14 protein-coding genes are annotated in these 14,902 nt (G+C 41.6%); 9 read left to right on the forward strand and 5 right to left on the reverse strand.

Annotation, left to right across the window (positions count from 1 at the left end; all coding sequences use genetic code 11):
* Nucleotides 1–22: 22 nt before the first annotated feature.
* Nucleotides 23–643 carry a TetR/AcrR family transcriptional regulator gene (locus MH215_RS16170; protein ID WP_239291449.1) on the reverse strand — a complete coding sequence of 207 codons (621 nt, stop codon included), beginning with the start codon at nucleotides 641–643 and terminating at the stop codon, nucleotides 23–25.
* 640 nt (nucleotides 644–1,283) lie between these two features.
* On the opposite strand from MH215_RS16170, the gene MH215_RS16175 reads away from it, so the two are divergent.
* From MH215_RS16175 to nspC, 3 genes are all read left to right on the forward strand, one after another.
* The gene (locus MH215_RS16175) at nucleotides 1,284–1,742 is read left to right on the forward strand and encodes a nucleoside deaminase (RefSeq protein WP_239291450.1); all 459 of its coding nucleotides are present in this window, start codon (nucleotides 1,284–1,286) and stop codon (nucleotides 1,740–1,742) included.
* A 585-nt stretch (nucleotides 1,743–2,327) separates the two neighbouring features.
* Nucleotides 2,328–3,566: a saccharopine dehydrogenase family protein gene (locus MH215_RS16180; protein WP_128101789.1), complete on the forward strand. Its 1,239-nt coding sequence runs from the start codon at nucleotides 2,328–2,330 to the stop codon at nucleotides 3,564–3,566.
* A 1-nt stretch (nucleotide 3,567) separates the two neighbouring features.
* The gene (gene nspC / locus MH215_RS16185) at nucleotides 3,568–4,695 is read left to right on the forward strand and encodes a carboxynorspermidine decarboxylase (protein WP_239291451.1); all 1,128 of its coding nucleotides are present in this window, start codon (nucleotides 3,568–3,570) and stop codon (nucleotides 4,693–4,695) included.
* Nucleotides 4,696–4,769: 74 nt separating this feature from the next.
* Here the strand turns inward: nspC and MH215_RS16190 are convergent, their stop codons facing one another.
* Nucleotides 4,770–5,552 carry an SDR family NAD(P)-dependent oxidoreductase gene (locus MH215_RS16190; protein WP_239291452.1) on the reverse strand — a complete coding sequence of 261 codons (783 nt, stop codon included), beginning with the start codon at nucleotides 5,550–5,552 and terminating at the stop codon, nucleotides 4,770–4,772.
* Between the two features lie 113 nt (nucleotides 5,553–5,665).
* Between MH215_RS16190 and MH215_RS16195 the strand changes: the two genes are divergently transcribed.
* Both MH215_RS16195 and MH215_RS16200 read left to right on the forward strand, forming a co-directional pair.
* Nucleotides 5,666–6,022: a MerR family transcriptional regulator gene (locus MH215_RS16195; protein WP_239291453.1), complete on the forward strand. Its 357-nt coding sequence runs from the start codon at nucleotides 5,666–5,668 to the stop codon at nucleotides 6,020–6,022.
* A gap of 142 nt (nucleotides 6,023–6,164) precedes the next feature.
* Nucleotides 6,165–7,037 (forward strand): YitT family protein, encoded by an 873-nt coding sequence (locus tag MH215_RS16200; protein WP_128101793.1) that lies wholly within the window; start codon nucleotides 6,165–6,167, stop codon nucleotides 7,035–7,037.
* Between the two features lie 58 nt (nucleotides 7,038–7,095).
* Here the strand turns inward: MH215_RS16200 and MH215_RS16205 are convergent, their stop codons facing one another.
* Complete coding sequence (locus MH215_RS16205) at nucleotides 7,096–7,767, reverse strand: cyclase family protein (protein WP_239291454.1); 672 nt, start codon at nucleotides 7,765–7,767, stop codon at nucleotides 7,096–7,098.
* 1,189 nt (nucleotides 7,768–8,956) lie between these two features.
* Here MH215_RS16205 and MH215_RS16210 point away from each other — a divergent pair.
* A complete protein-coding gene (locus MH215_RS16210; RefSeq protein ID WP_239291455.1) occupies nucleotides 8,957–9,625 on the forward strand; it encodes a hypothetical protein in 669 nt (222 codons plus the stop codon).
* Between the two features lie 35 nt (nucleotides 9,626–9,660).
* Here MH215_RS16210 and MH215_RS16215 read toward each other — a convergent pair whose 3' ends face one another.
* The gene (locus MH215_RS16215) at nucleotides 9,661–10,392 is read right to left on the reverse strand and encodes a MurR/RpiR family transcriptional regulator (protein WP_239291457.1); all 732 of its coding nucleotides are present in this window, start codon (nucleotides 10,390–10,392) and stop codon (nucleotides 9,661–9,663) included.
* A gap of 284 nt (nucleotides 10,393–10,676) precedes the next feature.
* On the opposite strand from MH215_RS16215, the gene MH215_RS16220 reads away from it, so the two are divergent.
* The 3 genes from MH215_RS16220 to MH215_RS16230 all read left to right on the forward strand — a co-directional run bounded on the left by MH215_RS16220 (nucleotide 10,677) and on the right by MH215_RS16230 (nucleotide 13,790).
* Nucleotides 10,677–12,098, forward strand: coding sequence for a glycoside hydrolase family 1 protein (locus MH215_RS16220; protein ID WP_239291459.1), 1,422 nt, complete (start codon nucleotides 10,677–10,679; stop codon nucleotides 12,096–12,098).
* Nucleotides 12,099–12,234: 136 nt separating this feature from the next.
* Nucleotides 12,235–12,423: a hypothetical protein gene (locus MH215_RS16225; protein ID WP_145047082.1), complete on the forward strand. Its 189-nt coding sequence runs from the start codon at nucleotides 12,235–12,237 to the stop codon at nucleotides 12,421–12,423.
* Nucleotides 12,424–12,653: 230 nt separating this feature from the next.
* On the forward strand, nucleotides 12,654–13,790 hold the full coding sequence (locus MH215_RS16230; RefSeq protein WP_239291460.1) for a serine hydrolase domain-containing protein: 1,137 nt from the start codon (nucleotides 12,654–12,656) through the stop codon (nucleotides 13,788–13,790).
* A 62-nt stretch (nucleotides 13,791–13,852) separates the two neighbouring features.
* Here the strand turns inward: MH215_RS16230 and MH215_RS16235 are convergent, their stop codons facing one another.
* Nucleotides 13,853–14,830, reverse strand: coding sequence for a DMT family transporter (locus tag MH215_RS16235; protein ID WP_239291462.1), 978 nt, complete (start codon nucleotides 14,828–14,830; stop codon nucleotides 13,853–13,855).
* Nucleotides 14,831–14,902: the final 72 nt, after the last annotated feature.

Below are 14,902 nucleotides of genomic sequence, written 5' to 3' on the forward strand. Positions count from 1 at the left end.
GATGCATATGAATGATTGGATGCTAGAACCCTTTTCGCAAATGATCAAATACGGTTTCTAAAAACTGGTCAAACGTGACTGCACCTTCTTTGGTATCATCCGTAACAGGCTGACCTGGCAATAACACATTGAGTCTTCCGTCAATTAATGGATTGATTGTTCCATAGATCGAGTTAAGTAGAAGATAAGTATAGATTTCATCGTACTTTCCATCAGACAGATCCAGCAGTGTTTCTTGAGCTTGTGTCTGCATTTGGTGCATTGCCCCGAGGTAATGTGGCTCCAGCACTGGATAGGTCTTAGACAACAATAAGAGTTGATGCAATCTTCCGATTAGTTCTGTAGTGAGCTGCATTTTAATTAATTGGTAGAGAACATCGAGCAAGGAGGCGTGCTCGGGCAGTTCGGTGAGTAAATGCTCTAGTTCAGCCGTATTCTGAACCGATGTAGCTCCTCTTGCAACAGCTTCTTCCTTGCAAGTAAAGTAATTGGCAAACGTTCTGCGAGAATATCCCGCTTTTTGTACAATATCTTCGACTGTAAAACCGTCGAGCCCATGTTCAAGGGTAAGTTCAAATGCAATGCTGGCAAGCGCCTTTTCGGTCGCTTCTTTTTTTAAATGTCTTAAAGTTCGTTTAATCATGAGCGGTCGCTTATGCGTTCATCTCCATCTCCAGCGAAGCTGGCGGAATTGGTCAGTCGTTAGATTGTGAATAGAATTCCCCCTTAGGTCTAATAAAATTTAAGATCATGAGAATATAGGTGAGCAAATAATGCTGTGAAATTATCATAACAACAACTTGCACAATGTGCAAATTTACTCAATGAGCAATATTTTATGGTGAGAAATATGATATTAATATCCACTATTCTGTAATATTTTCGTAATTCACATATGCATTTCATTTATGTCAAAGAAAATTGAAGTAACGAGGATCACTCGATAGAGATGAATGAATATCCATCATTGCCTCATTAATATTCGCTTCATTTAATTACGGTTTTAATTTCAATTGCTGTGTAGTTGGAAGATAAGGTTGGCTTAATATGAGAGTGAGAAGAGCGAACAATATGTTGTTGTTGACATTAAGACAATGAATCGAAATGGGGAAAGTTTCAATTTAATCCTTCGGATGTACTGATTTAATTTGAATTTACGGGGATTTTGTCATACCTGTATTAGTAATCATGATAGAATAGAGGTATTCGGCAGATGTTATCGAGTTAGATGCTACATAAGCTTAGGTGTTATAGGATTATTAATGTTCATGGAGGTTAGACAGATGAGAACAGATGAATATTTCATGCATAAAGCCATTGAAATTGCACAGCAAGCGCGCCAAGAGGGAAACGAACCTTTTGGTGCAATTCTGGTTAAGAATGAAGAGGTCATGATGATTGGTGAAAATAAAATTAATACGTTTTGTGATCCGACTCATCACGCCGAAATTGGACTTATAAGAAAATTTTGTTCAGAGCATCACGTATTTGACTTGAGCGAATACACTTTGTATACGAGTTGTGAGCCATGCGTAATGTGCTCCGGAGCGATGGTGTGGTCTAATCTCGGCAGACTTGTGTATAGTGTATCCCATGATCAATTGGCTGAAATTGCTGGAAGTAATATTATGATCTCATGTGAAGAAGTGTTCGAGAAAAGTCCGCAACGCCCTGAGGTTATAAAGGAATTACTCAATCGAGATGGGCTGAAAGTATTCGAGGATTACCAATTCCACGTATAGTTTAATAGACTCTCAAAATTTATTTTTAAATATGCCTTGATTTTTTCGGAAACGTCTGATAGTGTAATACCTGTGATTTTGGAAAGTTGATTTATCAATATGAATTAGAGCTTTCCAGCAGATAAATTTGACCACTTCCACCAGGAAGTTAAGGCCATACGGACAGCCGGGTCAAACGCCGATTGGCAACTTATGTTGCCTTATTGATTGAGTTCAAAGCTCAAATTTTATAAGTTGGTTACTTTACAACCAGTGCAATTGCACATCAACTTGTGAAACGGTCAATAAGAGTGGTAAAGGCGAATTATTTGCTATATAGACTCTGATCCAATATTGATATACATGAAGGAGCTTTCCGCCAAAGGAGTTCTTGTGAACTTTTTTTGGTCAAGGAGACTTCACGTCTTATTTATGATGTATATCAACAAGCAAGTGTGATGATGCGCAAATATGCGGCATTTTTCACCTTGCTTTTTTTATTGTATCAGTAGCGGGTGAACGTTGCATAATGAAACAATACAATCTGTGATGGCATGGAATCGTACCAAAAAAACAAACCTACATATGGGGATAGGAGAATGAAAAATGGGAAAAGCACTAATCATCGGCGCCGGCGGCGTTGCTTCTGTGGCAGTACACAAATGCGTTCAAAATAGCGAAGTTTTTGAGGAAATCTGCATCGCGAGTCGTACAAAATCAAAATGTGACGAACTTAAAGCGAAGCTGGACGGCGGCAAAACAAAAATTACAACAGCACAAGTGGATGCTGACAATGTTGATGAGTTAATCGCGCTGATTAACGAAGTTAAACCGGATATCGTGATGAATCTGGCTTTGCCATATCAGGATCTGACGATCATGGATGCTTGTCTTGCAACGAAAACAAACTACATGGATACAGCGAACTATGAGCCAGAAGATACAGCAAAATTCGAATACAGCTGGCAATGGGATTACAAAGAGCGCTTTGAAAAAGCAGGCATCACTGCATTGCTCGGAAGCGGATTTGACCCTGGTGTAACTGGCGTATTCTCTGCATATGCCCTGAAACACTATTTCGATGAAATCGAATATATCGATATCCTTGACTGCAATGGCGGTGATCACGGTTACCCGTTCGCAACAAACTTTAACCCTGAGATCAACATCCGTGAAGTTTCAGCTAACGGAAGATATTGGGAAAATGGTGAATGGATCGAAACGAAGCCAATGGAAATCAAACGTGTCTACGACTTCAAAGAAGTTGGCGAAAAAGATATGTACCTGTTGTACCATGAAGAATTGGAGTCCTTGGCGAAAAACATTCCTGGTCTGAAACGTATCCGTTTCTTCATGACATTTGGTCAAAGCTATCTGACTCACTTGAAAGCATTGGAAAACGTAGGCATGACTTCAATCGAACCGATTGAATATGAAGGCAAACAAATCATTCCATTGCAATTCTTGAAAGCAGTATTGCCTGATCCAGCATCCCTTGGACCACGTACAGTGGGTAAAACGAACATCGGTTGCATTTTCAAAGGTAAAAAAGATGGTCAAGATAAAACGTACTATGTATACAACATCTGTGATCACCAAGAGTGCTTCAAAGAAGTTGGTTCTCAAGCGATCTCTTACACAACAGGCGTTCCAGCAATGATCGGTGCGGCAATGGTTATGACAGGTAAATGGAATAAACCAGGCGTATTCAACGTCGAAGAGTTCAACCCAGATCCGTTCATGGAAGAATTGAACAAATGGGGTCTCCCATGGGTAGAAGACTTCAACCCGGTATTGGTTGATGAACTGCCAGAAGAAGCAAAAGAATCGGAGCTTGTTCGTTAAAATGCGGTTTGAGCAATTACCGACGCCGTGCTTTGTTGTTGACGAGAGCCTAATTGAGAAAAACCTAAAAATCCTGAACGGGGTTATGCAGCGTACAGGTGCCAAAATCGTGCTTGCACAAAAAGCATTCTCCATGACTGCGATGTATCCTCTCATTGGAGAATACCTGAGTGGTGCGACAGCAAGTGGACTGTATGAAGCACGTTTGGGTCACGAGGAAATGGGCAAGGAAAACCATGTTTTTGCGCCAGCTTACCGTGCAGAAGAGATCGACGAGATTATTTCGATCTGTGACCATATCATTTTCAACTCATTTTCGCAGCTTGCGAAATTTAAGGATAAGGCGCTCCAGGCTGGCCGCAAGGTTGGTTTGCGCATTAACCCGGAATGTTCAACCCAAGAAGGACACGAGATCTATGATCCGTGTTCTCCGGGTTCTCGTTTTGGTGCTAAACAAGAGGATTTCCGAGCAGATCTGCTGGAAGGGGTCTCTGGACTGCATTTCCACACATTGTGTCAGCAAAACTCCGATGATCTGGAGACAACGCTGAACGCAGTTGTAGAGAAGTTCGGTCAATGGCTGCCACAGATGGAATGGATTAACTTCGGCGGTGGACATCACATCACACGTGAAGACTATGACATTCCAAGATTGGAAGCTTGCATTAAGCGTATGCAGAACGACTATGGTCTAGAAGTATATCTGGAGCCGGGAGAAGCTGTTGCTCTAAATGCAGGATATCTAGTGACTTCCGTGCTGGACTTCCACAAAAACGGCATGGATATCGCTATTCTGGATACTTCAGCTACATGTCATATGCCTGATGTACTGGAAATGCCATATCGCCCGCCGCTGATCGGTTCAGGAGAAGTGGGCGAGAAGGCGCATCTATATCGTCTGGGTGGACAAACTTGCCTATCTGGTGACGTCATTGGAGATTACTCATTCGATCAACCTTTGCAAGAAGGTGACCGCCTCGTATTTGAGGACATGGCGATCTACTCCATGGTGAAAACCAATACGTTCAACGGCATGCCGTTGCCAGCCATTGCAGTCAAACGAAAAGATGGCGATTGCGAAATCGTACGTGAATTCGGATACCAAGATTTCAAAACAAGATTGGCTTAATACTTTATTATATAAGTAATAAGAGCAGTTCCTAAATCACACTCGTGTGACTTGGAACTGCTCTTTTTTTTGTATTACTTGTTTGAGTCCACGGGTTTACTTGCTGCTCTGGTGGCATAAGGGAAGATTGGGTCTTTCAGTTCGAATTCATACGTTAGTCCATTAACGATCCCTACGACATATTCGCTGTCATACAGATCTAGTAAAAATCCGGCCATCTGCTCGGCTGTATGGAACTTAGGCACACGCCCTTCATACTGGAACTGATCTAGATCAAAGGCACGCTCAGCAAACTCGGTTTCTGTCGCAGCAGGTGCGAGCACTTTGGCTTGCATAGGAACATGTTTGCTTTTAAGCTCTTGAGCCAGACCTTCGGTAAAGGCACTGACATAAAACTTGGTTGCACAATACGTTACCGCATCCGGTACAATCGTATAGCCGCCTCCTGAAGAGATGTTGATAATCTGTGTGCCCGGAGTTTCGGCATAATCCCGAACATAGAGAGTGGAGAGAATCGTAAGTGCTTCGATATTGAGATGAAGCATTTGTTCAATTTTAGGCAAGTGTTGCTCACCAACAGAGGCAAAATTGCCAAAGCCAGCATTGTTGATCCATGTTTCGATGGAATAACCGTTCAAGCTTTCATAGAAAGCATGTACATCCGCGGCAATGGATAGATCAACGGTGCGAATGACAACGTCTAGCGTGTTATCTATCTTAGCAATTTTGGATTTTAACTGTTCCAACTCAGCGGTTCTGCGTGCAGCTAGAATCAGATGTTTACCGCGTGCGGCAAATGCCAAAGCTGCTTCATATCCAATGCCTGAACTTGCTCCAGTAATTACGGTGTATTTCATGAAAATTCCTCCGAGTCTAATTTCAGTATTTATGATTGTGATGTGACTACGAGTTGATTATACTGATTAGAGCTTACTCTAAGTCAAGCAAAAAAATGGAAAGGAGTACAACCATGCATACCATTGGTGAAGTCGCTGAATTGCTCGGGATCAGTGCCCACACGTTGCGGTATTACGAGAAAGAGCAGATTATCATTCCGTTTCGTGATGACAGTGGAGACAGGCGATACAATGAGTCTCATCTCAAATGGCTGCAGTTTGTCATCAAGTTAAAAGAAACACAAATGCCAATCGCTGTCATTAAAAAGTATGCTTCGTTATTTCAAGAAGGCGAGCATACGGCTCCAGAACGTTTGGAGCTGCTGGAGAATCATAAGAAAACCGTTGAGGATCAGATGAACAACCTCCATGCCGCGAACGAAATGCTGGAACTTAAAATTGTGGCATATCGATCATTTATCGGGAAATAATGTAATGAGCTTGGATTTAATAGATAGCGTAACATGCGTTTTTAAATGACCTTCTATTGCCAAAAGTGTGATTTTTGTTATAGACTATTTTTTATGTTTGCTAAAACTTACGTTGTGCATTGTTCATCAAGGGGGAAATGGAATGAATCAAAACAGAATACAAAAATCGAACAAGCTGAAGATCCTCTCCAAAGTATTGTTAATCATTATTGGGGGATTTATTACGGCATATGGCTTGGAAGCCATATTGATTCCTAACAATGTCTCGGACGGCGGGGTAACCGGTCTTAGTATCGTAGGTTCACAGTTGTTCGGACTACCACTTGGGATGTTAATCGGGCTTATTAACATTCCTTTTGTATGGCTCGGTTATAAGCAGATCGGTAAGAGCTTTGCCTTATATTCGGTCATCGGTATTGCTTCACTTGCGGTTAGTACGAGTCTGATGCACCATGTACCAACCATTATTCAAGGCGATACTTTGCTGGTAACCGTTGTTGGCGGTATCATTATCGGTTTTGGTATGGGACTTGCATTGCGTAATGGCGGGGCATTAGATGGAATAGACATGTTGGCTGTGTTGCTATCCCGTAAAGTCCCATTTGGAACGAGTGACCTGATCCTGTTCCTCAACATGTTTGTGTTTATTGTCGTGTCTACCGTATTTGGTCTGCAAGGCGCGATTCTGTCAGGGCTTGCGTATTTTATTGCTTCTAAAGTTATACATATCGTTGAAGAAGGCTTAAGCGGTTCTAAGACATTCAAAATTATTACGAATCAACCAGAGATTATGGTCGAAACCATTCGTGATCGTCTAGGACGTGGAGCAACATATACGGACGCATATGGTGGATACTCTAATGAGCAATTCAAAGAAATTACGTGTGTCATCAATCGGATGGAAGAGAGTAAAATTAAAGATATCATTCATGAAATTGATCCTACGGCATTTGTAGTCGTATACGATGTAGCCGAAGTTAAAGGCGGGAATTTCAAGAAGAAGGATATTCACTAGAAAGAATCAAAAACGTGCTAGAGAGAAGAATTCTCTCGGCGCGTTTTTTTTAATCCAATTAGGTTTCCGTAAACACCGTTGCAAAACTACTGTCTACACCTTCAATATACAATGGGATTGCATATACCTTGCTAATATTAGACAGATCATGATTGAGATTCATGTCCTCAATGACGAGAATATACTTGCCATCTACCCTGTCTTTCCCTAATATCGTTTGGTGAAAAGCAACGGCTTCATCTGGATGATTAGCCGCACCAGCTGAGATCGTGTCCAATCCAACCGCCCGCAATGAGTCAAAAACCATCAGATAACGGGCGGCAGAAGCTGCAAGACCCGGGTTATGGTTGCTGTATCGGGTAGGGTCTGTTGACCGAATATTGCCAAAACCAGTGCGAATCAACACTAGATCCGAACCAGCAATTTGATGTTCATAAGGTTCAAGATCTGATTTGGTAATAAGCTCATCATCTTGTTTGGGAATATCAAGCACGACTGGATGGTTGAAAATGAAATGATCTAACGGGATCTCCGTTAACTTTTTGCCCTGAGGGTTAAAATGCCAGGGTCCATCAATGTGGGTGCCATTATGGTTAAGGGAAGTAATAATGAACTGATTATACAGATCACCTTGGTCGGTACTCGACTGCTGCAGAATCTGAACCGGGGGATTACCCTTATATATGGGCGTATGTGTGCTAAGAGGATAGGACAAGAGTATACGTGTCATCTTACGATCGCTCCTTTTATGTACTACCTATTCTTATCTAGATTGTAATGGCTGAAGAGGGTTGTGCAACCGAACCGTGTCTGAAATACTACACCATTTATCGTTTTATGCGATGAAGCTTTATTCCATGAATGATATTGAACAAAAAGGTTGCTTCATAACATGTTTCATCGGTATCATTTGTGCTTATTCTTTTATTTAAACTACTGTTAAAATAGTAAGGTCTGACTATGTGATGTGGAGTTGATTCTATTGATGAACGCATATAATATAACTCATTTTGTTTCCGTATCTGAGTATGAACCGTTTCAGACGAGATGAAGGCGAGAATGCAGTTATTATTCAGGCTGAGGGTAGTATTCCAAGCTGCATATCTATTCGAGAGCATGTAACTGGCCCAACCACTGATGAACAGTGTGTCTGGATACCCAGGTTAAGCAGGTAACAGAGGGACATACATCAAGCTTTGAAGAAATAGAAGTCGACAAATTCGGAGGTATCCCCGCATGTATTCAGGAATCTCTAATAGAAGAACATGATCATCTATTACTTCAACTGCATACGAATTGGTTGCCTTTCTATATAAATGCTGGTGGAGCTCCAACCATGTTTGTTTTCCTTAAAGAAGCTAAACATGAAGGCTATATTATAGTGGAGGATATCTAAGATGATGAAACAAATTCATAAACCGTATCTTTTTTTTCTGCTCTGGCATGTGATGATGGTCGGAGGTGTACATATTTCAACCATTCAGCATGAACCGGGTAGAGGAGTTTCTGGTAACGGGAATCTGGGTCTTTTAGTTTTGTTTCCATCCATACTGACATTTATTATCCTATGTATATGGACGATGACGTTAACCAGAAGGTGGCTTAATGATCATCGTGATCGCTCGGGTTGGATGTATGCTCTTATACCTATTGTAGCTATTTTTGTTTTGTGGTCTGTTTGTCTTTATGGAAGTTCAATTCATTCACAATTTAGGCGAACAGCTAAACGGTTACACGAATGATCCCGATTCGGCAGTCTACCGCTTTGGCTGGCTGAACCAGTATACCAATACGCTGTATTATAACCTTCCAATCTTAATGTTGGGACTGTCGTTCTCTATATTCATGGGCTGGCTACTGGAGCGGATACTGCGAAACAGGTCATGAGCATGTTCTAAACTTAAATGGAGAAAAGGATAATGAAAACGAATACATTCATGATGGCATTGTTGTGTGGCTTAACATTTGTTGTAATGGGCTGCTCAACGGATCAGCAACTCGTTGCAAGTCTAACCGATAACAGAATAGAAGAACTACGTGAAGAGTATCCACTTTCAGCAGGTAGTCCTGCGTATGTACAAACGATAGATGTCTCCTTTGATCAAATTCTAGAGATATCCGATGCAGTAATTATAGCTGAAGTGTTGAAACAAAATGAGAATTTCCAAGCTACTTTATCTACAGAACCAGGAACACCAGAGGGGGATTTTGCTGAGAAGGATAGGGCTCAAGGCATAGAACCGTATCAACCTACGTTTGTTTCATATGAGGTTAAGGTACACCAGGTGATCGTGGGAGAAGAGGTTAACGAGAATATTAACTTATTTTATAATGCTGACTTCGTTGGGGTTGAACCCGATTTGAAACCTGGTATGAAAATAGTGACTTCTGTCAAAGAAGGAACTGCCCCTGAACAAAAGGGGAGTTATTCTTTTACTAGATATGCCACGTATTACGTTGTAGACGATAACTATGTACTATCTGCGTTCCAAGGGAACACGGAAGAGATGATAAATTTTACGAAGCAAACAGATGGGAAAACACTAAATAACTTGGTAGAGCGCATCGAAGAACTCTGGGCAAATTAGGTTGAACAAAGTCTTGCTTGAGCAAAATTTATGACTCATTCATGTTTGGAAACTTCTCGAGCCATCCATTCCAATAGAAAGAGTACGGGGAATTGGGTGGTTATATTTGCTGATTCATAGTATTCCTCATTTACATAATAGGGAATATTAATATCGGAGATTTTGGCTATAGTGGATTGGCGATTATTCGTAATACTCACAATTTTATTTTTCTCCTGCTTAATTTGCGTTAGATGGGGTAGGATGAATGGATTTTCACCTGAGGTAGATAATGCAATCGTAACACTGTTCTCTCGTATTTTAGCATGGACAGGGAACTGAGGATCATTAATATACATCGAGAACGTTCCAAGGCTTGAGAAATATCTAGCGCCATATTCCGCCATAATTCCTGAACTCCCCGTACCGATAAAAATGACACTGCTGGCTGTGGAAACCAATTGTGCTGCGGTTCTAATCTTCTCTTCCAATTCAGGATTCTGGGAACGCTCGAAAAATTCATACACAGCATGATGAGGGCTTTTCAAGGCTTTTGTTGATTTACTTTTGTGCTGAGCCAGTAGCATTTTCAACTTCACTTTAAACTCCGAAAAGCCCTCACATTGATTCTTTCGACAAAATCGCAGAATCGTTGCAGTAGAAACATGTGTCTCATCTGCCAGCTCTCTTATGCGCATGTAAGCAACCTTCTCCATGTTCTGTGAAATGTAGTTATATATTGATAATTCCAAGTCATTATATGAAGAGATCTGCTCGTTAGAAAACATGAAATATACCCTCCTTTGATTCTGAAGCACGTACAAAAATGCAAGCAACCTTTCTAAATGTAATATAACGAAGTTAGAAAAACAAGGTGTTACATCAATGTAACAAAATGCGAATCTTTGTTAACTCGAACTAAATGCCACAAAGTATATATTTTGTTTCTTAATATAAGTAACATGAGTTAAGAGCAAGATATACGATTATACGCTGACTGAACAAAGAGGCTTCATTGAAGTAGTGTGGTTTTAAGGGTCAAACAAGTTAAACATGAAAGGGTGGAATATTAGTGAAACAAACATTTACATTTCCCGCTGATTTCCTGTGGGGAGGGTCTGTATCGGCTAACCAATTGGAAGGTGCTTATCTAGAAGATGGAAAAGGGTTATCCATTCAAGATGTTATGCCCAATGGGATCATGACGCCTCCCACAGCAGAACCGACGGAAGACAATATGAAGCTGATCGGAATTGATTTCTATCACCGATACAAAGACGATATTAAACTGCTTGCCGAGATGGGCTTTAAAGTGTTCCGAACGTCGATTGCGTGGTCTAGAATTTTCCCGAAGGGCGATGAGCTTGAGCCAAATGAAAAAGGGCTGCAATTTTATGATGATCTCTTTGATGAGTGCCGCAAATACGGTATTGAGCCTTTAGTTACCATTTCTCATTATGAAACTCCTCTACACCTGTCTAGAGAATATGATGGATGGATTAATCGTAAAATGGTGGATTTCTATGAGCGATATGTGCGAACTATATTTACAAGATATAAAGACAAGGTGAAATACTGGTTAACATTCAATGAGATTAATTCTATTCTGGAGCATCCATTTATCAGTGGAGGGATCAGCACTCCTAAGGATCAACTGACGAAACAGGAGTTGTATCAAGCAGTTCACCACGAATTTGTTGCAAGTGCACTGGCAGTGAAGATTGGCCATGAAATGAATCCAAATTTCAAAATTGGTTGTATGGTTATCGCCATGCCGATATACCCACTGACTCCAGATCCTGATGATGTCATTCGAGTGATGCAGGCTGACCACCAGAATACATTTTTTGCCGATGTTCATGTCCGTGGGCATTATCCGGGTTATATGAAACGTTATCTGAGAGAGAATGGCATTACGATTCATTTTGAACCTGGAGATGAAGAGATTCTGACACACACTGTCGACTTTATATCGTTTAGTTATTACCAGAGTAGTTGTGAAACTGCTGATCCAGCCAAACAAATTAAAGGTGAAGGTAACTTAATTGGCGGTGTCCCTAACCCACACTTGAAAGCGAGCGATTGGGGCTGGCAGATCGACCCGCAAGGCTTGCGATATATTATGAATGCATTCTATGACCGTTATCAGAAACCGTTGTTTATCGTTGAGAATGGATTAGGTGCCTTGGATGACTTGATCACATATGCGAACGGTGAGAAAACGGTAGAGGATGACTATCGAATTGATTATCTGAAGCAGCATTTGATTCAAGTCGCTGAGGCAATTCAGGACGGTGTTGAACTAATGGGTTATGCGACATGGGGATGTATAGATCTAGTCAGCGCAACAACGGCTCAGTTGAAAAAACGATATGGATTCATCTATGTGGATCGTCATGATGACGGCTCAGGCACACTGGAACGTTATCGTAAAAAGTCATTTTACTGGTATAAAGATGTGATCCAGAGCAATGGCGGTAGTTTATTTGAATAAACGTTAAACGATGTGCTGAATAGAATTATTGAATGCAAACGTTAAATGCAATCTTCATGCATAAGCTTTGCGTCCTTATGGAAAACTTATGTAGTGCGTTGAAATAAACATGATTTTATTTAGGGGAGGTAACCTCATGACTAATCAGGATCCACAACAGCTTCTGAAGCAAAAGCATGAACAGGATGAACATAAACGACAGTTCACCCAATTCTCCCGTAACATTTCAGGACATGGCGAGATGGAAGCAGGTCAAGAATTCAGTCATGACCGCGTGTCTGACGACCAGAACCGCATGAAATCTGTTGAGAACAGGCGCACATAAGCCCAAAAAGCTAACCAATAAGCTGATCCTTCGGGATTGGCTTATTTGTTGTGTGATGGTTTGTGTTCAATTCAAGGGTAACCGTTCTTGATATAATACCAACATTGGTTGTTTTGCTTTTGCTGGAGTCGTATATTAATAGAGTGCTAGGAATGTGGTAACACGTAACCACATCGGCAATTGATCATCCATAATGATCATAGATTCTACATATAAGGACGGGGAAAAATATGGACTTTAAACCGCTTGCTTCATTTATTGATCGTATCACAGCTTGGCGTATTCCATGGGCAGAGGTACATGTGATGCACCAAAATGAACCCGTTTTCCATTATCGAAATGGGTATGCCAATCTGGAGGAACAAACACCAATTGGGGATGGAGCAATCTTTAATCTGTATTCCATGACCAAAATCATGACTTGTGTTGCTGGACTGCAACTGGTAGAGAGAGGCGATATGCTGTTAAGTGATCCGCTATCAGAGTACTTGCCAGAGTATGCGGACATGAAAGTGAAGAAAACGATGGCGAATGGAGAAGTTCGGCTGGAACAAGCGACCAGAGCGATAACGGTACGCGACTTGTTTACGATGACGGCTGGATTCTCATATGATGTGGGTTGCCCAAGTATTCAGGAAATCGTACAGAGCAGCAACGGAACGGTAAGCACACGTGAATTTGCGAAAGCGCTTGCCAAAGAACCATTGTTATTTGAGCCTGGCACGCATTGGAACTACAGTATGTGCCACGACGTGCTGGGAGCTCTGGTGGAGGTTGTTAGTGGTAAGAAGTTTGGTACGTATTTGCGAGATGCGATTACCGAACCACTCGGCATGAAAGACACGGCGTTCGACCTGAATGAAGAACAACAGCGTCGTCTGATTCCGCAATATGCTTACAATGATGAGCTTGGGCAAGCGGTAAGGATGGATGGGAATGGATTCCGTGTAGGTACAGAGCTAGAGAGCGGTGGAGCAGGGCTGATGTCCACAGTTAGCGATTATGCACGTTTTCTAAATACACTCACTGAATTTGGTACAAGTCCAGATGGTGTACGCATTCTTTCCAAGGCTTCTGTAGAGCTGATGAGAACAGATCACCTGAATGAGATGACGCGTGGAGATTATTCTTGGGATCATATGGATGGGTATGGTTATGGATTAGGTGTACGTACACATATCTCCAAAGCAGGCAGTGGCTCACTTAGTCCAGTAGGTGAATTCGGATGGAGCGGTGCTGCAGGCTGCATGGCGATCATTGATCCGGACTCCGAGCTGACTGTGATGTATGCACAGCATCTGTTGAACAGTCAGGAGCCTTACGTTCAGCGGCGGTTACGGAATGTTGTATATTCTTGTTTGTCATAAATGATGTAAGAGCCGCGAAATTTAATTTCGCGGCTCTTTGTAATAATTATTCAGTTCACTTATTAAGGTTTATAGTTGGTGACCAACCCTTTATCGCCCTTGGCAGAGACTACGCGATTGACCATATATATACCGAGTGATACAAACAGCAATGCAACCAGATTTTTCAGTTCCAGAACCGATTCCCCCAAGAACAGTGCGGATAGTAATGCACCAAATACAGGAATGAGGAAGTTGTACACAGATACTTTTCCAACTTTGTTGTATTTAAGAAGCAGATTCCATAGACAGAATGCCACGGAAGATAATAAGGCTAGATAGATTAGATTCGCTGTAGATGCTAGAGTAAAATGGGTGACACTGCCGCCAAGTGATAGACCAAGCAAAGTCAATACAACGCCTCCAACGAACAGACTAATCCCTGTAATAATCATAACATCAATAGTAGCCGTCAAACGTTTCGCGTAGATCGCGGTCACCGAGAAGACTAATGCAGCTATAATCACGAAACCTTCGCCTGTAAGTGAGAAGGAGAATGTGATCAGATCTGCATGGAAATTTACAATGATTACGCCGACGAATCCAAGCACGCAGCCGACGATTTTATTTTGACTTAACTTATCATTTTTATAGATAAAATGAGCCAGAACAACACTGAAGAACGTTGTCGTTGCATTCATAATGGAGCCTTTTACACCGGTTGTATTGGCTACCCCAACGTAGAAAAACATATATTGTAGACCGGTTTGCAATACTCCGAGTGCGCCAAGGCTCGCCCACTCACGCCCCGTCAGCTTCAATCTCCGTTTTCTCACCGTCCGAAAAAGGAGCAGAAGCAATAAACCGGCTAATGTAAAGCGATATCCAGCGAATACATATTTGGAGGCAATGTCCTCCGGTAGGATGTTAAAGGCGACATATCCAAGTTTAATGGATGGGTAAGCACTGCCCCATAACAAGCAGCATAGACTTGCTATGAGCATGACAAACAATGGTTCTTGAAATTTACTTCGTTTCTCTGTTATCTCTCTCTCGATCACGTTCCATCTTCTCCTCGCAATTTCATGCACATATGGTTGTACTAATCTCATATCCATCACTGACCATATCAT

Source organism: Paenibacillus sp. ACRSA, assembly GCF_022346845.1.
Lineage (GTDB): Bacteria > Bacillota > Bacilli > Paenibacillales > Paenibacillaceae > Paenibacillus.

Coding starts and splice junctions, on each gene's coding strand:
- MH215_RS16195 (WP_239291453.1), top strand. CDS start 5,666: ATGCATACCATTGGTGAAGTCGCTGAATTGCTCGGGATCAGTGCCCAC.
- MH215_RS16210 (WP_239291455.1), top strand. CDS start 8,957: ATGAAAACGAATACATTCATGATGGCATTGTTGTGTGGCTTAACATTT.
- nspC (WP_239291451.1), top strand. CDS start 3,568: ATGCGGTTTGAGCAATTACCGACGCCGTGCTTTGTTGTTGACGAGAGC.
- MH215_RS16170 (WP_239291449.1), bottom strand. CDS start 643: ATGATTAAACGAACTTTAAGACATTTAAAAAAAGAAGCGACCGAAAAG.
- MH215_RS16190 (WP_239291452.1), bottom strand. CDS start 5,552: ATGAAATACACCGTAATTACTGGAGCAAGTTCAGGCATTGGATATGAA.
- MH215_RS16230 (WP_239291460.1), top strand. CDS start 12,654: ATGGACTTTAAACCGCTTGCTTCATTTATTGATCGTATCACAGCTTGG.
- MH215_RS16205 (WP_239291454.1), bottom strand. CDS start 7,767: ATGACACGTATACTCTTGTCCTATCCTCTTAGCACACATACGCCCATA.
- MH215_RS16175 (WP_239291450.1), top strand. CDS start 1,284: ATGAGAACAGATGAATATTTCATGCATAAAGCCATTGAAATTGCACAG.
- MH215_RS16215 (WP_239291457.1), bottom strand. CDS start 10,392: ATGTTTTCTAACGAGCAGATCTCTTCATATAATGACTTGGAATTATCA.
- MH215_RS16200 (WP_128101793.1), top strand. CDS start 6,165: ATGAATCAAAACAGAATACAAAAATCGAACAAGCTGAAGATCCTCTCC.
- MH215_RS16180 (WP_128101789.1), top strand. CDS start 2,328: ATGGGAAAAGCACTAATCATCGGCGCCGGCGGCGTTGCTTCTGTGGCA.
- MH215_RS16225 (WP_145047082.1), top strand. CDS start 12,235: ATGACTAATCAGGATCCACAACAGCTTCTGAAGCAAAAGCATGAACAG.